The organism is Thioalkalivibrio denitrificans (assembly GCF_002000365.1).
In the GTDB taxonomy this organism is placed as follows: Bacteria; Pseudomonadota; Gammaproteobacteria; order Ectothiorhodospirales; family Ectothiorhodospiraceae; genus Thioalkalivibrio_A; species Thioalkalivibrio_A denitrificans.
The window spans coordinates 1-20,412 of record NZ_MVBK01000020.1; the positions used below are offsets into that span (position 1 = coordinate 1).

Consider the following 20,412-nt stretch of genomic DNA (forward strand, 5'->3'; position numbering starts at 1 on the left):
TCCCTCAGGCCGACGGAAACCGCCCGCCATTATCCGTTAGAAACTCGCCCTGAACGTCGCAGTCAGCCGGTTCTCCGTGTAGTCGGCCCCAGCGGCGTCGGAATCGCGTTCGAGATACTGGTAATTTACGCTGGCGCTGGTGTTGGCGGTGATCTCGCGTGAGGCACCTATGCCGAATATGTAGTAGATGTCGTCCCGGTCATCTATGTTAAAGCTGCGCTCCTGGACGCTCGCGTTGAGCAGCAGGCGGGTGCGCGGCGCCATGAGCCAACCCACGTTGCCGGAGATACCCTGGATGCGCTCGCGCTCGTCGGTGACCTCGAACTCCCGCTGTTCGTCGAACACGCGGATACCCCAGTCGGTCTTGCGACGGCTCCCGGTGAACCCGGCGGTGAAACGCCGCTGCAGGTAGACGCCGGATTCAAGATTCGGCACCAGCACCGGGATGATGTCCACCACCTCACCGAATTCATCAAACACGACGAGCAACATCTCATCAAACTCCACCCGGTTCAGCGTGGTGGGCGATTCCGTATACGACATGGAGAACCGGCTGTTGCGGAAGCGGTGATCGAAGCTGCCGCCGTAGGTCTTGCCGAAGAAGCGCTCGCCGTAGAAGGCCTCCATGGAGGTGCGTGCACCCTGCCAGGTGGCGCCCGCGCGCCAGAAGGTGTCGTCGGGGCGGGCACGGGTCGGATCCTGCTCGAAATCGTTGTCCTCTTCGCCGCCGGCGGCGAATACGCTGAATCGCCGGGTGACGTTGAGCCGCACCAGCGCTTCGGCGATCTGGAAGGTCACGGAGGAGCCGTCGTCATAGTCGGTCTCGGTGCGCTGGAAGCTGAGCCCCCAACCCACCCGAGTAAAGGCGGGACCGCTGTTGAGACTGGCGGCTACGCGGTTGGTCTCGCTGCTCAGGCTCTGCACCGAGGAATCAATGTAATCGACTCGATCGTAGCCGTAGGTCGCCTGCGCGGTAGCGGCGCTGCCGAAACGATGAACGAACGTGGGGGCCACACTCAAGGTGAACACATCCGTGAGCTGGTCGTCGTCCGTCAGGTTGTCGGCCACCAGATCAGTGAGTGAGGTGGTGCGCTGACGGTAGGTGGCAGCGCCATCGACGAAGAACCGCTCCGGGAGGAGGTCCACACGGCCGTCGCCGGAGAACTGGTGCGTTGTCCTGTTGCGTGAGTCTTCGTCCCAGTAGGCCTGGCTGCGCAGGTTGTAGCCGAGCCGCGCCCGCGCTCGCGCACCCTGGCGGCTAGCGGTGATCCCCGTGTTGAGTTCCGTGATGAGGTCGTCGCGCTCATTGCCCGGAGAGGCGCGGCCCACGTTGTCCGTATAGATCTGGCTGATGCTGACCCGCGGCGAGAAATCCCAGCGGTCCGGCGGATCGTCTCCCATGACGGGCACCGCCCACGCCATGGACAGGGCACAGGACACCGCCAGTGGCAGGGCTCGGCGGCGCACGCTCATGAAGCCTTTCCGTGATACCCGTAGCCGTAGGACCCATAACCGTAATAGTCGGTGCCCAGTGCCCGTTGGGTCTTGTTCAGCACCAGCCCGATGGGCTTGTTGGGATCCAGCAGGCCAAGGGCATCCTTGACGCGGGTCTGGGACGTGCGCGCCGATTCGATCACGAACACGATCTGGCCCATCAGGCCCGCCAGCACCACGGCCTCGCTGGTCATGAGCAGCGGTGGCGAATCGAAGATCACCACCCGGTCGGGATAGCGGTTGGCCAGTTCCTCGGTCAGGCGCTGCATCTCGGCGCTGGCCAGCAGCTCGTTGGAATGCGGGTGGTAGCGGCCCATGGGGATGACGCGCAGCTTGTCCACGCTGGTGCGCAGGATGACGTCACTGACGTCCATGTTGTCGTCCGTGAGCAGATCGATCAGGCCGGGGCCCAGGGGCGTGCCGAGCACCTCGTGAACCCGCGCGCGGCCTACGTCCGCATCCACCAGCAGCACCGTCTTGTCCATCTCCATGGCGATACTGATGGCCAGGTTGATGGCCGTCCAGGTCTTGCCCTCGCCGGAGTGGGCACTGGTGACCATGATCAGGTTGCCGTGATCCACCAGGGCGGCACCGCGGCCGAAAATGTTCTCGAGCAATGGCCGCTTGATGACACGAAACTCCTCGGCCGTGCGTGTGCGCTCGCCGTCCGCCGTGACGAACCCCCTGGAGCGGAGCGCGGCCAGATCGATGTGCACATGGTCCGCAGGCGCTGGTGCGGGCGCTTCGTACCCTTTGGCTTCGGGCGCCGGTTCAGCATGATTGGCACGCGCCTGCGGCGCCTGTTCCGGCGGCGCCTCCGGCTGCTTCTCCTTCTGCATGTCGCCGAGCCGCTCAACCGCCTTTTCGATCAGACTCATGTCCTGCTTCTCCGTCGTCCGTTGTCATCCCAGCAGGCGCTGGACCGCCTGCAGGTGGATTCCTCCCAACATCGTGACCAACCCGTAGGCCGCCAGCAGGCCGCCTGTCACGGACGCGAAGGAGACCATCTCAAACCGTTGTTTCAGTCGCATGCGCGCATCCCTGACCAGGGATACGGTGCCGAGCACCGGGAAACCCGTGATGGCATTGAGCAGCTTGCGGTCATCGAACACCGGCCGCAGCTGGGCGACCAGGAAGGCGAGACCCGCACCGGCACCCAGACCAAGGAAGAGCACACCGGCGAACAGGGCCGGCCGGTTCGGGGCGGACGGCGACGTAGGCACCCGGGCGGGTTCCACGACCCGGAACTGCACCTGGTCGCCGCGATCCTCGACACTCTGGGAGATCGTCGCCGCCTCACGCCGGCGCAGGAGCTGCTCGTAGTTTTCCCGGTTGACGTTGTAATCCCGGTCCAGGCGCTTCAATTCCGCCTCGATCTGGGGGATGGTATCGACCATGCGCTGCAGCTGCTCAACCTCCTCCTGGTGGCGCTGCACGCGCACCTGCAGGGAGGACACCTCCACCTCGGCATTGGACAGGGCCATGCGCATCTGCTGGTAGACGGGATTGGTCTGCAACCCGGCTTCGGGTGCCATACCGCCGCCGCTCTCCGCCAGCAGCGCCAGCTCCTCGGCCTTCTGCGCCTCCAGGTCCTCGATGGTGCGCCGCAGGGCATTCACGTCCGGATGCCGTTCGGTATAGGTGAGCAACATCTCGTCGAGACGCGTCTGCAGGTTTTCGATACGGCTGTCGAGCGCCGAGGTAGCGGGCTGCGAGCGTCCGCCGCCCATGATGCCGAAGGTGGGCTCCTCGCCGGCCAGCTGACGGCGCACCTCGTCGCGGCGGTTCCGGGCCTCGCGCAGCCGGAACTGCGCTTCCTCCAGTTCGTTCTGGGCACGCTGCAGCCGCTGGTAGTAATCGCCGCGCTCGCCGGGCAGCAACCCCACGTTCTCACGGCGGAAGTTCGCCAGTCGCTGTTCCGCGGCCTCCAGGCGCTGCTCGTACTCCTGGATCTGCTGCTCGATGAAGCGCTGCGCCAGATCGCTGTCCACCCGCGTATCGCCCAGCGCGGTTTCCACGAAGATGGTCTGCAGGGCCTGCACCACCGCGTGGGCGCGTTGCGGGTTTCGGTCCCGGTAGGAGAGTGTGTAGAGGTTCTCGCGGTCCGTGCCCTGGATGCTGATGCCGCTGCGCAGGCGGTTGATGACCGCATCCATCTGGGCCTCGGTGCCGGCCTCCAGATGCATGTCGGTCATGCGCGCCACCTGCTCAAGGTTGGGCCGCGTGAGCAGGGTGCGGGTCATGAGATTGACCCGCTGGGTGATGTTGGTGTCCACGGCCAGGCCGCGCAGCAGGGGCCGCAGCATGGAGTCGGTGTCCACGTGAACCCGCGCGGACGCGCGGTATTGGTCCGGCAACTGCGAGACGTACATCCAGCCGGCAATGCAGACGATCCAGGCAACGGTCAGCGCCAGCCAGCGGTAGCGCCACGTCCCGCGTATGTACGCCAGGATCTGGGCAAATATCTCACTCATACCACATTACTCGCTTCATTCCCGATCCCTCCCGGATCCGGTTCATCCCTGTATGTTCCCGATTCCCGATCAGAACCAGGTCTCGGGAATGATCAGCGTATCCCCGGGCATCACGGGCACGTTGGCATTGATGTCGCCGCGCTTGATCAGGTCGTTCAGCCGCACGCTGTACTGGCGCGGCTGACCGTCCACCTCGCGCACGATGGTGGCGCGATTGCCGGCGGCGAAGTCCGTCAACCCGCCCACCGCGATCATCACGTCCAGGGCGGTCATGTGTTCCCTGTAGGGAATAGCCTGGGGATTGACGGCCTGGCCCACGACACGCACCTGCTGACTGTAGGGACCAACGAAACCGGTGACGATCACGGTGACCACGGGATCACGGATGTAGGTGGTGAGCACCTCTTCCATATCCCGGGCGAGCTGCGTGGGCGTCTTGCCGCTGGCCGGCACGTCCTCGATCAGCGGCGTGGTGATCTTGCCGTCGGGGCGCACGGGCACGGTGGCGGAAAGCTCCGGCTGCCGCCAGACGAAGATGTTGACGTTGTCCCCCGGGCCGATCAGGTAGTCGGGTCCGTGTTCCAGCGACGTGGAGGGTAACGGCGGGTGACTGGCGGTAGTCCCGCATCCGACGAGCGCGAGTGCGGCGGCCAGTATCAGGAACCGTACTGCGGACAGGCGCCCGCCGGCAGAAGAGATGGCATTCACAGCTGTTCCTCCATGTCGCATGACGTCAACCCCACCGGATGCGCATGCCGCATCCGGTGGGGTCAGAAACCATAATGGGCAGCGTCCGCCGGCCCGACGACCGGTGAACCCCAGGTAATCCCCGAATATCCCAGGAGCCTGTCGGACTCCAACCCCTGAAAAGTGACGTAGTTCACATTCTAGACCTGTCCGGCCATACGTCAAGGGCCGGGAGGCAAATCGTATATACGTGTTTGCAAAGGGATTCGCCGCTGAAGGCACCTCATAAAAGAAAACGGTCTCTCGCAAAGGCGCGAAGCACGCAAAGCAAGATCGGATAATGACAGAATCTCGGCACGGAATACCAGTGGGAACCGCGTTTGACGTGGAGTGCAGAGGGCAGGATCGACCGGATCAATGGGCACCCCCGCACCGCATGCCTCACCACGATCCCCATCGCAGGAGCCCTCACGCCGACACGATAAGCAGTTCGTAGGCCGGATAAGGCGCAGCCGCATCCGGCACTCCAAGCTCTGGCATGGCGGATGCGCTTCGCTTATCCGCCCTATGTCTGGCTAGGTCTGCCGCAACGTGCCGCCACCCATGGAGCGCCGCCGCGCCAACACGATGAGCAGCGCGGGTAGGAAGAGCAGGTCAAAGAGCAGGGCCGTCACCAGGCCCACGGCCGTCAGCACGCCGAACTCGATGGTGGGCACGAACTGCGATGTGGAGAGCAGGAGGAACTGGCCGCACAGCACCAGCGTCGTGGCGGTCACCGCCCTGCCCGCCTGCTGGTAAGTGCGCGCCAGCGCCCACACGGGCGACAACCCCGCCTTCACCCGTCGGCGGTAACCGTGATAAACATGAATGGTGTCGTCCACCGCAATGCCCACGGCGACGCTGGCGATCATCGCCGTGGCCATGTCCAGCCAGATACCCAGCAGGCCCATGATGCTGAAGATCACGACGATGGGGGCCAGGTTGGGAATCATGCAGACCGCCGACGCGGACGCTGAGCGCCACTGCAGGGCCATGAGCAGGAAGATGAGCACCACCGCGCCCGCAAGCCCCCGCACCTGACCCTGGATCAGCAGGGTTTCCTGGTCGCCGAACAGGCGGCCGAAACCCCCTACGGTCACGGACATGTCCTGCAGGTCCCTGGCCGCCGCCTCGCCCTCCAGCAGCGCGATGACCCTGTTGATTTCCCGTGCACCATGCACATTGAGATTGAGCATCAGCCGGGTGCGATCGAATTCCCGGTTGACCACCTCATGGAGGTCGATGCCGTCGTAAATGAACAGGTACTGGGCAATCAGGGCCGCATCGTCCGGGAGAGCCCGGTAATCCGGATCCTCGTCATGAAAGGCCCAGTGCATCTCCTCGATCAGTTCAGCCATGGAGGTGCTGCGATCCACCTCGGGCAATGTATCCGTCCAGCGCTGGTAATCCCGGATAAGCTCGAGCCGGGCCGGCTCCTGCAGGCTGTCACGGCCGGGGCCGTCGAACACCACCTCCAGCGTGGTGACGCCGCTCAACCGGTCCCGGATGCGTTCGTTGGACTGCGTGATGGGATGCGCCTGCTTGAAGAAGCGGAACAGGTCGGTCTCGGTCTGCACGCGGGCAATCTGCGGAACGCCAAGCACCAGGATCAGGCCCGTGATACCGAGCACCCACAGCGGGCGGCGCATACCCAGGTCCCGCAGGGCACGCACCCCCCTGTCCAGCCGGCGGATACCGCCATTGTGCACCGCCCAGTCACTGCGATCCCACCGGGCGAAGATGGGCGGCAGCAACAGCAGCACCACCGCCGCCAGCAGCAGGGCGCCTGCCGCCGCCACCAGGCCGAAGGCCTCGATGGGTCGAATGGGGCTCAGACTGAGCGATGCAAGCCCTGCGCTGGTGGTCAGCGCCGTAAAGATCGCCGGGCGGCGCACTTCGAGCAACGCCCGATTGACGCGCGCCTGACCCGTCAGGCCGCGGTGAGCCGCAAGGGCAAGGGCATTGAACCAGTGAATCAGCAGCGCCACGGACAACGCCGCCATGAGCGGCGGAAGGATCGCGGAGATGAGCGTGTAAGGCCTGCCCGCAAGAATCAGCAGGCCGACACTGCTGCTGACCACGGCACCGATCACCAGACCGGCGGTCAGCACCGCCATCCAGCGGCGAAACATCCAGCCGATCAGCGCAAGCCCCAGACCCGTGGTCAGGGGAATGAACATGGCGCTGTCGCGAATCATGGCGCGCAGCTGCGCCACGTCCAGCGCGATCTGGCCACCCACGGCCGACACGTACTCGTGCAGGGGCGTCTCGGCAATGGCATTCAGGGTGGCACGCTGGATGTCCAGGCGTTGCAGACTTTCCTCAAGCTCGACTGGGCGCACCACCAGGGCCACGGCACCGGCATCGCGAGACACCAGCAGACCCGGGGCAAACCGGTCGGACAACACCCGCGCGCGGCGCTGTTCCGAATCAAGTTGCGCCGCAGCGCTGGTATCCAGCAACGGTTCTACGGTGAAGCCGTCCGCCGTGCCGCGTATATGATCCAGCGTGGACAAGGCCAGCACCCGATCCACCCGGGGATGCGCCTGGAGCGTGCGCACCACCTGCTCCATGGCGGCCAGGGACACATCGTCGAACAGGTCGTCCCCCTCCAGCAGGACCACCAGGACTTCGTCCAGGGGGAATTCCTCACGCAATGCGCTTTCGAACTGTACGGCCGGGGAAGCGAGAGGAAAGTAGATTTCAGGGGCGTTATTGAGCTCGAGCTTGAGAAGGAGGCCGCCCGGAAGGGTGGCCAGGGCGAGCAGCAGCACGAGCGCAACGGGTGCCGATAGGGAAAGGCGCATTAATAACGCGCTCTCCAGCCCAGGGTAATCAGATCATGATCACGATGGAATCCGCCCAGGGTATCCCGGGCACCATCGAAGTGGTGATAACCCAGATAGATTTCGTGCGGCTCCCAGGCGATGAAGGCCAGTTCCGGATTGAGATAGACATCGTGCCGATCGATGCCCAGGGAGTATCGCAGGCGCGCCCGCCAGCGATCACGCGCGAAGGTGTTCTCGGCATCGCCGAACAGCGTGTACACGTTCTCGCGATCCAGCAGATCCTCGGAGGTCATCAAATGCAGTCCGCCCACCTGCACGTTCACGCGCAGGTCCGCGTCACCCGGGAAGAACTCGACGCCGGCGGCCCAATCGAAGGCCTCCACCTCGAGGTAGCGCAGGTCCTCCGTAGTGGCCGGATGGTCGCTGAGCCAGGCCGCCTCGAAACGCAAAGTGGAACGACCCACGCTGAAGCCCAGGTCACCCCCCACGACCCAGGTGCGGGGGTGGCGGGCGATGAAGGTGTCGGAGGATGCGGCCAGGGCACCGCCAATGTCGTTGGGGTCTGCGAGCAGGGCCGCACGCACGTCCCGGTCCAACTCGTAGTAGGGCAGCGAGTGACGGGCATGCTGCAGCGTCACGGCGTAATCGAAGCCCCGCCCCGCCCGGCTCAGACGGATGCCCCAGCCGCCGAAGCCGTCATCGTCCTCCGCGAACCGACCCTCGCTGATCAGGGGGGACAGAAGCGGATCGTCGGGCATGCCGATGATCCGGCCGCGTGACCGATCCACCGGCGACCAGATGTTGTCGTGTCTGGGGACTTCCGCAGGCCTGAACACCGGGATCACCATGAAATCCATCTTGTACTCGCCGATGAACTCCTCCCAGCGTGCAGCGAACACCGCCCGGCGCCGGTCCTGCAGGTCATCCAGCATGAAGCGGCGCACGTCCTGGACACTCAGGCGGTCGGTGGGGGCGTGGTCATCCATGCGCCCCCAGAGCACGGTTTGCGCGCCCAGCGTCACACGACGTTGCGGTGCGCGGTAGCGCACGAAGCTTTCGCCGTAGTCCAGTATCGTGCGCGTGAAATCGTCGTCGCCGGTCTGAATGTAGCTGTCTACGCGTGCGGCCAGACGGCCGCTCCAGCGGTCATTGAACGGCCATTCGGCGACGATACCGGCGTGCAGGTAATGGCTGCCGTCGGCCCGGGCCGAATCGTCGGTCAGCACACCCGCTTCCGCACGCACTTCGTCCAGGCCGATGCGTGCGGTACGATCCGGCTGCGCCGGTGTGGCAAAGGCCGCCACCGGGTCCCGGCGTTCACCCAGAACGAGCACGCCTTCGCCCGGCGGAGGCGGCGGACGCCGCAGGGTGATCACCCCCGGGGCCGGATCGAACCCGGGCGGCACGTCGCCGCTGACCACCACCACCTCGTAGCGTTCCACCTGGCCGCGCAGGGGCACCAGGCTGACATTGGTATAACCCAGCACCTGCAACCGGCGTGTCTGTTCCCGGGCGCGCCGGTCGTCCCGGAAGGCCCCGGCCGCCACCACGTAGTCTCGCTCATGTGCGGGCGAGAAGATCACGGCCTCGATGCCCTCGGCCTCAAGGTTGCGTGCGACACGCCGGGCATTCGCCCGATTCGTGTACCCGGTGAGCTGCACGCTGGTCAAGCCGATGTCCTGCCGGACCGGCTCCACGTCGGCCAGCTCGCCGCGGTTGCGCGCCTGCGCCGCCTCCCCCACGGCCTCTTCGGGATCGGTGAAAGTACTCACGGTCACATAGGCCACCGGCATGGGCGGAGGCAGCGACGGATCCACGGACACGACCTGCACCCTGAGACCAGCCTGCCCGGCGATGCGCTGTGCGTTCAGGATGTCGGCCGGATCCGAGGATTCCTCGAACACCACCCGATAGGCATTGGCTTCACGGTCGCGGACGATACCGACCCGGTCCAGCTTGTGGTCCACGGCGCGCGCGGCTTCGACGGCGGCCAGCAGTCCGGGGAAAGGCTCGGATACGAGACGCGAGGGTGCATCGGCCAGAGCCGCGCTGCCGATAAGCAACAGAAGCAGGCACAGCAACACGGTGGCAACCGCAGGTGCAGAGTGGTGGGATTCTTGGGCCGGACTCTCCGTGAACGGCGTCATGGTCGATGCACACGCTCGCGCGCCGGGTCCTCCAGCGACTGGCTGGTAAACAGGGACTGGGGCAGTCTCCGATCATAGAGTGCCTCGTCCACGACCACACGCGTGCTGTGACCGCTGCCCAGATCGGTGAACGTACTGTCCATGACCGTCCAGAACCCCTGCACCTGCTCGAGACGATGCACCTCCATGCGTTTCACCGGCGCATCGTCCCGGCCGGGCGCATAGAAATCGATACGCAGCGGCAGGAGACTCTGCTCATGGACCCAGCTGACACGCCGGCCGTACGTGGAATTACCCGGATCAACGGGCACACTCTCCAGGATGCGCGTGGGCACACCGAAGATTTCCTCGTCGCCCAGGATACGGTGATGGTCCATATCCACCTTGCGGTCCTGCAGGTCCTCGAAAAAGATGTCGGAGCCCACAAACCGCCCGCCCTTGCGCGCAGAAGGAATCCGGCGGGAGCGATCCAGGGCCGGAAGATACAGCCACTGGTCCGAGGAGCCGTCGGCATGATCCAGGGTGAGAAGACCGGTATCGGCAATGTCCGACGGCGAGGTGAAACGGATCAGCGTCCAGACCTCGCCATAACCCACGTCGAGGCGGTAGGTGATCATCTGGCGGACACGCGGTGATCGGCCCTGTTCCTCAAGCACCATGGTGCCGCGCGTGGTCATGTCATCGCCGTCGGGGCGGTTGTAGACCTGCTGGGCGAGGCGCTTGCCGGCGCCGTCCTCGGCGAGAGCCGGCGGAACGAACGTGAACACGGCGCAGACCGCGACCAGCCACGACAACAGGGCATGTGCCTTGCGCATATTCACTGTGCCTCCCGTTTGCGGGGTGAACGGTGAAGGCGGTCTGGCCCTGCAACCACGAACACCGCCCCATCCATGAGGAATTCGGTTAAGGATGCATCACAATGGCGTTGATTGTGTACGGAATTCTACCGAACGTCCACTGGGACCCGACGGCCTGTCAAAAAAAACAGAAACTCCGGGAACGCGTGGGCAACCTCCACGACGGGGGCAGGATGACATAGGGACAGGATTTGCGCTGCCGGGGTCAGACAGCGAGGGGCAACGGGAGTTGTTCACCCTGCCCCGGGTCAGCAACACCCAGCTTCGCCGTACGCTTGCCGGACAGGCGGGAATGCGGGCGATACGGGGGCATGCGCTCGAGCCGTCGCACAAATGTTTCGGATGCATGACGCAGGGTGCTTTCCAGATCAACCACATAGGGAAACCGCGTGCCGCTCAACTGGCAGGCCTCGCCGGCCGGCGTCAGCGAGACGCACAGGCGCCGCACCATACGGGCGAGCCCCGGAGAGATCAGGAAATACCAGTACCGCAAGCCCAGCTTCTGACTGTAGTCCAGGGCCGCGCGCAGCAACGCTGTCAGCAGTTCGGAACTCGTTCCGCTGTTCGCCCCGGCCAATCGTCGAGTGGCGGGCCAGATGCACAGACGGGAGATTTCCCCTGCATGATCCACCGGGGCCCGGGCATTCACGCTGTCCGGGATCTCGCAGTGACCCACCACGGGCAGGCGACCGGCCCGGGGCAGGACGAGCCGCATGGTGGCCAGCCACTCACCGGTGGAACGGTGTCGAACGAGGAAATGCGCGGAATGATCATCCCACTCGTCGCATTCTTCCCCGTGAGGGAATGCGTCGGGATCCTCGTAGCCCCGCTCCAGACAGTAGATTTGATAGCGCATCCGGTAGTGGATGCTTCGTGCTGACTCCGTGTCGGCGAACACGACCTCGAAGTGCTCGTCAAGCATGCGCGCTGTAGCCCTCTTCTTGTACTGAATCGGTGATGGCGCAACTGCACCTGGAGCGTATTCAAACACAGCCCCGGAATACCGGCACGGCAGCCTGTCACAGTTTGGCCGGACCGCGCTCACACATCCGCAAGACAGTGCCGCACGAGGTGCCGCCGGTCGGCCGAACCCCCCCTCCCGTGGAGCAGGTGCTTGTGCCGGACCGGGACCCGTCATATATGGGAGTTTCGGGTGCACAAGGCATCGTGCAGGCCCCGGCAGATGGCCGCGGGCAAGCGACAGAGACGTGGCGCATGTTGACAGGGACAGACCGGCTCATCAGGCAGTTTCATCAGTATTTTCGCGTGGTTCCAGCCTCCACGCCGGCGCTGGTGCGGCAGGCATTGCGCATCCGGTACCAGGTGTATTGCCAGGAATTGGGGTTCGAGAATGCAGCGGATCATCCGGACGGCCTGGAGCGGGACGCCTATGATGGCCACGCCTCTCACTCCCTGCTGCTGCACCGCCCCAGCAATGACTACGTGGGGTGCGTACGGCTGATCCTGCCGGACCCCGATGACCCGCGTGCCCGCTTCCCGTTCGAGCGCTTCTGCAACCCAAATCTGCGTACCGAGCTCGCCGAAGCGGCGCGCCTGAACTCCATCGCCGTGGGCGAGATTTCACGACTGGCGGTATGTGGAGATTACCGGCGGCGCATCGGCGAGCACTACGTGCCCAGCGGCACCATGGACCACGCCGCGCGCAAACGGCACCAAGAGGTACTTGAGACCCACGGACGCCTGTTTCCGTTTATCGCGCCCACCCTGTATCTCGCCGGGGCCGCCATGGCCCTGCAGCAGGGGCTCTCGCAGGCCTTCGTCATGATGGAGCCGCGCCTCGCCCGACATCTGCGCCGTTACGGTATCCTGTTCGAGCAGGTGGGCGACATCGTCGATTATCACGGCCAGCGCGGCCCGTTTCGCATTCGTCGTGAGGATCTGCTCACACACCTCAAACCGCGTATGCGGGCCCTGCTGGAAGTCGTCAGCTCGGAATTGCGGCCAGTACGCACGGGCGCCAGTGTGGGGTGAATCCACCAGGGTGTTCACTGGCAAGCTGAGAGACGCAGGGCGGATAAGCGAAGCGCAATTCCGAAATTCGGCAGTACCATCAGGCAAGGGCATGTTCGCAGCGGGGGCGCCGCTGCTACGGTGATGCAGGAGGGCCGCCCCCGGGCCGAAGGCTGAGCCACTCTGACCATGGCGGTTCGCGGCGGGCACGACCCGCCCTATGGCTACGCTTCCCCTTCATCGCTCATAGGGCGGCCCGTGGCCGCCACTTCGACGGCGGGCGCGAAACACCCCCATCCCGCCCGATGCGCTGTGGAATCGGCGTACTCTCCGACCAACGCCCCCGCTGCCCGGACGTACGCGGTGGATTCCACTTGTGCAGCCTATGCAACCACCCTATATGATACGTATGGGGCCAAGCCCGGACATTGCACCAAGGCGGCCGGCGGCTTTCTGTGACCTTCTGAATGGCTGAAATGAGTTGGCGTACCTAGATGAGAATCTGCGGTGACAGTCCGCACATCGCCGCCGGCCTATCGCGATGCTTGCGGCCTCTGGGCCTGTCTCGCTTACCTGTAGGTCGGGCTTCAGCCCGACAAGCGGTGCCTGACCTAGCCGCGACTGTCGCCCTGAAGGGCGACCTACAGGTGTGCTTCTCCTGCAAGGCGACGGCGCAACACAGGCACAGAGACCACCATCATTCGCAATCCTTGGCGCAGTATTCGGGCTAGATCACCATGGATGCCACACGCGGAGTGCCCTAAGGATGATCCAGACCATGAAACGATCCGAGGCCGGACTCTCCGCGCAATTTCGCCGTTATTTTGAGGTGATCCGCGCTGACAGCGAGGAACTGCGCGAGGCCGTCTTTCGCATCCGCTACGAGGTGTACTGCACGGAGATGGGGTACGAGGACCCAGCGCGCTTCCCGGATGGCATGGAGCACGACGAGTACGACCGGCGTGCCCGGCACGTGCTGCTGCGCCACCGGCCCTCGGGCACGTACGCCGGCTGTGTACGCCTGATTCAGGACACGGGCAGCGAACCCAGGGAGCTGTTCCCCTTCGAACGCTTCGGCGGCCAAAGCCTGCGGCGAAACATCATCGACCCGGCCCGGCTGCCCCGCAATTCGTTCGGTGAGATTTCGCGACTGGCGGTGCGCGGCCAGTTCCGGCGCCGCTCGGGCGAGCAGGCGGTTCCCCACGGCGTCGCTTCCGAGGATCCCGTCGAGTACAGCGCGGAGCAGCGCCGCATCATCCCGCATATCGCCCTCGGCCTGTACCTGGCGGCCGCCGCCATGGGACTGCTGCAGGGACTCTCCGGCGTGTTCGTCATGATGGAGCCGCGCCTGGCCCGGCACATGCGCCGCTACGGCATCGTCTTTCGCCAGGCCGGCGAGATCGTCGAATACCACGGCCAGCGGGGCCCCTTCTACATCAGCCGACGCGCGCTGTTCGAGCATCTCAGGCCCGAGATCCGGGAACTGCTGGACGCTATCACGGAAGACCTGGAGGGCCGTCACCCGGCCGGGTCGGAACGCTCCTGCAACGCCCCCTGACCGGCGCAGCCTCATGCAGACTCACCCGGATCCAACCTTCGGATGACGCGCCCGTTCGACTACCTCGAGGCCTTCTCCCGCAACGTCGGCTGGGTCACCCGGGAAGAACAGCAGCACCTGCGGCAAAAGCGCATCGCCATCGCCGGACTGGGCGGTGTGGGCGGCAGCCACCTGCTCACACTCACGAGGCTCGGCGTGGGGGCCTTCAACATCGCCGACTTCGACCATTTCGAACCTGCCAACTTCAACCGCCAGGCCGGGGCCTCCATGGCCAACCTGGGCCGATCAAAGACGGACGTGCTCGCCGGCATGGCCCTGGATATCAATCCGGAACTGGAGGTGCAGCGTTTCGATGACGGCGTGACCCCGGAGAACATGGCGGCGTTCTTCGCGGACGTGGATCTCTATGTGGACGGGCTCGACTTCTTTGCCGTGGACATGCGCCGGGCCGTCTTCGCCTATTGTCACGCCCACGGCATACCGGCAATCACCGCCGCTCCACTGGGCATGGGCGTGGCCCTGCTGGTCTTCCTGCCCGGTTCCATGAGCTTCGAGGAATATTTCAGGCTGGAGGGACAGCCCCCGCAGGAGCAGTTGCTGCGATTCATGGTGGGCCTGTCGCCCGCCCTGCTGCAGCGGACCTACCTGGTGGATCCGGGATCGGTGGACTTCGCCAATCGGCGCGGCCCATCCACCCCGATGGCCTGCGACCTTTGCGCGGGCGTGGCTGCCACCGAGGCACTCAAGATCCTGCTGGGCCGCGGGCGCGTTCGGACGGCGCCCTGGGGAATGCATTTCGACGCCTACCGCCGGAAGCTCTCCCACACCTGGCGCCCCGGCGGCAACGCCAACCCACTGCAGCGGCTGCTCATCGCGTTTGCCCGTCGGCAGCTGGCCAGGAAGAAATCTGATTAACCACGAAGGACACGAAGAACACGAAGCTCAAAGAATGAAAAATCATGCCTCTCGCAAAGCCGCGAAGCACGCTAAGAGAACATTTGGTTTTATAAAGTTAATCCTTTGGGATTCTTGGCGTGCTTCGCGCCTTTGCGAGAGCCCATTCTTTTCCGTTTCGGAGCCACCGTGAGCCGAAATGCCATGGCACTCACGTTCCCGCCAGCGGCACGTTTCTGCTCAAGCATTTTCAATACTTCGTGTTCTTCGTGGTTCAAACAGAGCAATTCAAGGTACCTGGCGCATGGCACACAAGCGCCAGTAGGGCACGAAGAAATAGCGCTTGAGGTCCAGACTGAAATCTCTTGCCGCCTCGGTACTCGACACGACATTCATCAGTTCGATGGGAGAGTAGGCGCGCTTCAGACTCTTGATGCCGTCGGATGAGAGGTCGGGCGAGACGCGGTGCAACCGGTTCCAGACCTGTGCAAAGGGCACCGCCCAAGGCTTGTTTTCGAAGTCCACGACGAACACCCCGATCCTGGAGATACGCAGCATCTGCTCCATGGCGGACGCAGCCGCCTCAAACGGACGAATGTGGTGGATCACGTGCAGTGAAATCACGTAATCAAAGGACCGGTCCGGAAAGGCCTCCAGGTGAGCGTCCGTGGCCACATGGATGGCAGGCCGGGCGTCATCGTCGAACTGTTTCAAGCTTTCCTGGAGCACATCCTCCTGGGCATCGTAGAGGTGCATGTCCAGATTCAGTCCGCGCCGTTGCCCCCAGTTTCTGATCTCCCGGGACAATCCGCCTGATCCGGAGCCCACCTCGAACACCGACACCGTCTCCTCGCGCGATAACGGCTGTGCCGCCATCCACTGATCCCAGTCTGCCAACAGCTTCTTGTAGACCCCGAAGCGCTGGTTGGTGCCGTCAATCTCGCTGATCAGGCGCCAGCGCACCTCAAACGGCAGACTCGGATCATCGAGCATTTCCTGATACGGATCGCTATCCATGGCACCGTCTCCCTGATTCCAATGCCCCCGGTGGTCCAGTGGACCCCGCCAAACATATACCAGCTTGCGTGGCTGCTGTGCCGCATCTTTGACCGCCTGGCCGACAGGAATCCTCCGTTCATCGGGTACAAAGCCAGCAGAACGCGCGGGCGCAGCATGCAAGAACTGAGTCCAGCCAACGTCCCGCAGAGGATGATCAGCGCGTTTGCCCGGCGGCAACTGGCCAGAACAAGATCTGATTAACCACGAAGGACACTAAGAGCACGAAGTACGCAAAAATGTCTGAATACGGACGTGCCGCTTGCGGGAATGCGAGTGCCAAGGTAATTCGGCTCGGGGTGGCTCCGAAGCGAAAAAGCATGGTCTCGCGCAAAGACACGAAGCATTCGCAAGAGACGTTGTTACGCCAGGCCAGGCTTCCTTCGATGGAATCCAATGTCAGGATTCCGGCAATCCACCAGCAAAAAAGCCGCGGCCCTATGGGCCGCGGCTTTCCTGACTGCTATTACGATGTGCAGACTCAGGTCTGGTTGCGCCGGCGGCGGGCGGCGAAGCCCAGGGCCAGCAGACCGGCACCAAACAGCGTCAACATCATCGGTTCCGGAACCACCTGGAAGGTCACGCTGCCGTCAAGATTGGTCTGACGGAACAACGCGGTCTGATCGTCATCATAGGTGAATGCAACCAGCTGATCCAAGGTGGGAATCGGCGGATCGATGTTGGTGTCAAGGATCCAGTTGATCCCGAGCTTGGTGTCCTCACCGGCCGCCCACAGCTCATAGAACGTCATCCCGCTCGCCACGTCCACGAAGAAGTTCTGGACGAACGCATCATCTGCCCCGGCGAAGTCATAGCTGATCGGCCCAGTGAGGTACAGGTTGGCCGGATCCAGCTGGGAGCCGGTGACGTCCAGACGGAGCACCTGGATTCGGTCGGTGCCGTTCTCAAAATACACATCGAACGACCCGGATGTGAATTCCAGTCCGGTCGCCGTGATCTGGCCCTGGATGTTGTAGTCGTAGGTAATGCCCCAGAACACCCCATCATTCGGTGCCGTCGCCCCGTACGGTACGATGACTCCATCCGTGAAGCCGTTCCCCTCTCCAGCGCCCAGAAAGTTCAGGGCAGAGATGTTCTTCTGCTGCGGGTCCAGCGGGTAATTGAAGCTGACGGTGGTACCACCGACCGTGGTATGGGAACCCGCCGAGAACCCGTAGGAATCCATCACGGAATCGATATTCGTGTCGATGATCTGGGTGCCGGCAACTGAGGGATCACCCAAGTAGATGGACGTGGCCCGGGTACCCGTGTAGCCCAGTTCCTCAATCACACCGGTCAGCGTCGATCCGTCCCCGGTCGCGTCGTAACCGACGTTGATCTGGAACGCCGACCCAAAGGCGGTACCAGTGGACATCAACGTCCCCAATGCCGCTGCTACCACAAGTTTCTTAATCATGATCCGGCTCCTGTCTCACCATGAGATTAACTGCGTTCGATTTCTTATATGCAGTGACCGTGCCATAATCAGATCATCGACCCGAAAAAATCTTTATTTAATTGTTTTTGCGATATTTTTTTTCTCTGGCGCCGATGTCCTTGAAACGAACGCCGATGGCTCCCATCCGGATACCGTAAGACTTATCGACACCCCCCATCGCGCCCTTCAGGAATCCAACTCCCTTAACAGCTTCTCGGCCTGACTTCGTTCGGCAAAGGGCGTTCCGATGGCCAGCGCTCGCTCCAGCGCCGCCCGAGCCCCGGCGCGGTCTCCCTGGGCGTGCAGTGTACGGGCCAGGTGGTAGTGAACATCCGGCCAATCCGGGGACCTTTCCGCCACCTGACGCAGAATCCGGGCGGAACGCTCCAGGTCACCACTGTAAAAAATCACGACACCCAGCGTATCCAGGATCCCCGGGTTCTCGGGGGACTGGGCGCGTGCCCGTTCCGCCAGATTCAGGGCACGGGCGTTGTCGCTCTCCCTGAGCAGCCAGGCCAGGTTATTCAGCGCCACGGGGTCCTGCTCGTTGCGCGCCAGAATGCGCTCGTACGACGCAATGGCCTCAGCCTCATCCCCCAGTGCCATCTGGTGTGTGGCCAGCGCATGGCGGACCTGGACATCCTCCGGCAACCGCTCGAGCCACTCCGTAAGCGTTTGTGCCGCCGCCCTGCGATCACCGGCCGCCTGTTGCGCCTGGGCCAGTTCCAGCACCCATGCCCGACGGGGGGTCTGATCCAGTGCCTGGCGATACGCCTGCACCGCCTCGGCCACCCGGCCTTCCCGAAGGGCAAACCAACCCTGAAGCGCCAGAGTATTGGATCGCCCCGGGTGGTGCTGTTGAAGGGCCTCCAGATGCTCACGGGCGCGGTCCGTGTCACCCCGCTGGGCCAGCAGGAACGTCATTCGGGCACGGGCCCGGTAATGCCCGGGGTCCAGTTCGAGGGCACGAGTCAAACGGTCCAGGGCAGCCTCCAGGTCCCCGTCAAATTCGCGCAGCTCGGCAAGACGGAACTGCACATCCGCTGACCCGGGCGCTACGGTCTCGGCACGCTGCATTACCTGGATCGCGTCATTCAGCCGCCGCTGCGCGAACAGTGTGTCGGCCATTGCGTAATAGGCCTGCAGGCGTTCCGGATGCTGCTCCAGCGCATTCCCCAGGGTCTTCAGTGCCTCCTCCGGCTGCCCCGTGGTCAGCTGGATGTGGGCCAGCATCAGGGCGGGCTCCAGGATCTGGGGATGGGTTTCCACGGCGCGTCGCAACCACCTCTGGGCGGCAGCCGGTTCACCGGCTTGCATCTCCAGGGTCGCCAGCTGCTGCGCGGAGAAGGGATGGCCCGGGTCCCGCCGCTGGATGGCCTCAAAGGCCTGGCGCGCCTCGTCCACGCGACCCAGACGCATTTCCATGCTACCCAGATTCATGGCGGCCGAAGCATTGCCAGGATCCAGGCGCATGGCCTCGCCAAACGCCTCGCGGGCTTCATCCAGACGGTCAAGCCCCAACAGAGCCGCCCCAAGCAGGTTGTGGCTCTCCGGATCTTCAGGGTGGCGTCCCCGGAACTGCAGCGCGGCCTCCAGAGCCTGCTGATACTCCCGCGCCTGGAGGTGACTCAGGATCACCGCGGACTCGGCCCGTCCGGGGCGCTCTCCCACGGCGGACGCCTGGCGCAAGGCGGCCAGCCCGGCATCCCGATCACCCGTACGCATCAGTGCCATGCCCCGCATCTCGTGCAGGGCGGCTTCATCAGGCCTTGCTGTCAAGGCCGTCTCAAGCACCTGGAGCCCCTGCTCGGTCTGCCCCTGCTCAAAGTAGAGTGCGCTAAGCAGTTCGCTCATGGCAGGGTCGGGCGATCCTGCGGCCCTCATGCCCTGCTCCAGGACCCTGATGGCATCACCTACACGCTCCTGACGCACGTGGGTTCGCGCCAGCAGAATCACTGCGTTGGCCGACCCGGGGTTGTCCCGCAGCAACCTTCTGAGATGGTTTTCCGCCTGGTTCCAGTGCTCCTGTGCGTAATGGGCAGCCGCCAGCATATAGATGGATGGCTGATGGTCGGGACTGCGGCTCAATACGGACTCGAAATCCGCCTGCGCGTCCGAGTACCGTCCATGACGGGAATGGAGGAAGCCACTGAGGTGAAGGGTCATGGGGTGGTTCGTCGCCATATTGCGCATTGCGGCAAGATCCCGTTCCGCCCCTTCCAGATCGTCAAGTTGCACACGCACCATCGCACGACGGAAATGAAGCTCGAACGGGTTTCGAGCATGACGAATCGCGTCTCCGTAGGCCGCTTCCGCCCTGTCCGGTTCCCCATCGGCCACGGCCAGGTCGGCCAATGTACGTAAGGCCTCGGGCGACCGGGGGTCTTCGGCCAACGCTCTTTGCACCCACTCGTGGGCAAGGCCGCTGTCGCCGGCCATTTGACTGGCCCAGGCCATGCCCACCATGGCCTCGGCAAGGTCCGGCACCTGTTCCAGAGCAGCCTTGAATGAATCGACAGCCGCGTCGCCCTGGCCATCACCCAACAAGGCTAGTCCGCGCACCAGGTGGGCCTGAGCCACGGAAACACGATCCGACGCTTCCGTGCCATCACCCAGGTCTGCCAGGGCCTCGTCGTATCGACCCTGCAGTACACGTGCACGCGCCAGGGCCACGGAAGTGCGCTCCTTGTCCATGCCCAATTCCCGGGCACGAAGGATCTCGTCCTCCGCCTGAGTACCATCCTCCATTTCCAGGTAAGTCAGCCCCAGTTGCCAGCGCCCTTCCTGACTGGACGGATTCTTCTGAAGTGCGTTCTTGAGTTCGATCACGCTGGCACGCAGGTTGCCCTGTTCGCGGAACTCGATCCCGCGCTCCAAGTGCTGCTCCTCGGTCATGCTGGTCTGGCCACAGCCGGCCGTGAGGGAAAATATCGCCAGGCCGGCGACCAGAAGGCCACGGGCTGTGTGCTTGAAATGCCGGTTCAATCTCTCGGCCATTAGGGCCTCCG

Annotated in this window: 15 protein-coding genes; 3 read left to right on the top strand and 12 right to left on the bottom strand. The window is 64.0% G+C overall.

Annotated elements, in window-relative coordinates:
* Positions 1–36: 36 nt before the first annotated feature.
* From B1C78_RS03595 to B1C78_RS03630, 8 genes are all read right to left on the bottom strand, one after another.
* Positions 37–1,473, bottom strand: a complete 1,437-nt coding sequence (locus B1C78_RS03595) for a TIGR03016 family PEP-CTERM system-associated outer membrane protein (protein ID WP_077277780.1) — start codon at positions 1,471–1,473, stop codon at positions 37–39.
* Positions 1,470–2,372, bottom strand: coding sequence for an XrtA-associated tyrosine autokinase (locus B1C78_RS03600; protein WP_077277781.1), 903 nt, complete (start codon positions 2,370–2,372; stop codon positions 1,470–1,472). Before B1C78_RS03600 ends, B1C78_RS03595 begins: the two co-directional genes overlap by 4 nt.
* A 24-nt stretch (positions 2,373–2,396) precedes the next feature.
* Positions 2,397–3,968 (bottom strand): XrtA system polysaccharide chain length determinant, encoded by a 1,572-nt coding sequence (locus tag B1C78_RS03605; protein ID WP_077277782.1) that lies wholly within the window; start codon positions 3,966–3,968, stop codon positions 2,397–2,399.
* Positions 3,969–4,037: 69 nt separating this feature from the next.
* The gene (locus B1C78_RS03610) at positions 4,038–4,697 is read right to left on the bottom strand and encodes an XrtA/PEP-CTERM system exopolysaccharide export protein (protein ID WP_077277783.1); all 660 of its coding nucleotides are present in this window, start codon (positions 4,695–4,697) and stop codon (positions 4,038–4,040) included.
* A 533-nt stretch (positions 4,698–5,230) separates the two neighbouring features.
* Positions 5,231–7,501 (bottom strand): efflux RND transporter permease subunit, encoded by a 2,271-nt coding sequence (locus B1C78_RS03615; RefSeq protein ID WP_077277784.1) that lies wholly within the window; start codon positions 7,499–7,501, stop codon positions 5,231–5,233.
* Positions 7,501–9,567 carry an SPOR domain-containing protein gene (locus B1C78_RS03620; protein ID WP_175628227.1) on the bottom strand — a complete coding sequence of 689 codons (2,067 nt, stop codon included), beginning with the start codon at positions 9,565–9,567 and terminating at the stop codon, positions 7,501–7,503. Before B1C78_RS03620 ends, B1C78_RS03615 begins: the two co-directional genes overlap by 1 nt.
* A gap of 59 nt (positions 9,568–9,626) precedes the next feature.
* Positions 9,627–10,445 (bottom strand): outer membrane lipoprotein-sorting protein, encoded by an 819-nt coding sequence (locus tag B1C78_RS03625; protein WP_077277786.1) that lies wholly within the window; start codon positions 10,443–10,445, stop codon positions 9,627–9,629.
* Positions 10,446–10,692: 247 nt separating this feature from the next.
* Entirely contained in the window at positions 10,693–11,409 is a 717-nt protein-coding gene (locus B1C78_RS03630; RefSeq protein ID WP_175628228.1) for a PEP-CTERM/exosortase system-associated acyltransferase, read from the bottom strand.
* Positions 11,410–11,702: 293 nt separating this feature from the next.
* Between B1C78_RS03630 and B1C78_RS03635 the strand changes: the two genes are divergently transcribed.
* The 3 genes from B1C78_RS03635 to B1C78_RS03645 all read left to right on the top strand — a co-directional run bounded on the left by B1C78_RS03635 (position 11,703) and on the right by B1C78_RS03645 (position 14,931).
* Positions 11,703–12,479: a PEP-CTERM/exosortase system-associated acyltransferase gene (locus B1C78_RS03635; RefSeq protein ID WP_175628229.1), complete on the top strand. Its 777-nt coding sequence runs from the start codon at positions 11,703–11,705 to the stop codon at positions 12,477–12,479.
* Positions 12,480–13,236: 757 nt separating this feature from the next.
* The gene (locus B1C78_RS03640; protein ID WP_175628230.1) at positions 13,237–14,016 is read left to right on the top strand and encodes a PEP-CTERM/exosortase system-associated acyltransferase; all 780 of its coding nucleotides are present in this window, start codon (positions 13,237–13,239) and stop codon (positions 14,014–14,016) included.
* A gap of 42 nt (positions 14,017–14,058) precedes the next feature.
* Positions 14,059–14,931 carry a ThiF family adenylyltransferase gene (locus B1C78_RS03645; RefSeq protein WP_077277789.1) on the top strand — a complete coding sequence of 291 codons (873 nt, stop codon included), beginning with the start codon at positions 14,059–14,061 and terminating at the stop codon, positions 14,929–14,931.
* 267 nt (positions 14,932–15,198) lie between these two features.
* On the opposite strand, the gene B1C78_RS03650 is transcribed toward B1C78_RS03645, so the two are convergent.
* From B1C78_RS03650 to prsT, 4 genes are all read right to left on the bottom strand, one after another.
* Positions 15,199–15,927 carry a methyltransferase domain-containing protein gene (locus B1C78_RS03650; RefSeq protein WP_077277790.1) on the bottom strand — a complete coding sequence of 243 codons (729 nt, stop codon included), beginning with the start codon at positions 15,925–15,927 and terminating at the stop codon, positions 15,199–15,201.
* Positions 15,928–16,123: 196 nt separating this feature from the next.
* The gene (locus B1C78_RS17325) at positions 16,124–16,363 is read right to left on the bottom strand and encodes a hypothetical protein (RefSeq protein ID WP_139349791.1); all 240 of its coding nucleotides are present in this window, start codon (positions 16,361–16,363) and stop codon (positions 16,124–16,126) included.
* Between the two features lie 84 nt (positions 16,364–16,447).
* Positions 16,448–17,383, bottom strand: coding sequence for a PEP-CTERM sorting domain-containing protein (locus B1C78_RS03660; protein ID WP_077277792.1), 936 nt, complete (start codon positions 17,381–17,383; stop codon positions 16,448–16,450).
* 207 nt (positions 17,384–17,590) lie between these two features.
* Positions 17,591–20,401: an XrtA/PEP-CTERM system TPR-repeat protein PrsT gene (prsT, locus tag B1C78_RS03665; RefSeq protein ID WP_175628231.1), complete on the bottom strand. Its 2,811-nt coding sequence runs from the start codon at positions 20,399–20,401 to the stop codon at positions 17,591–17,593.
* Positions 20,402–20,412: the final 11 nt, after the last annotated feature.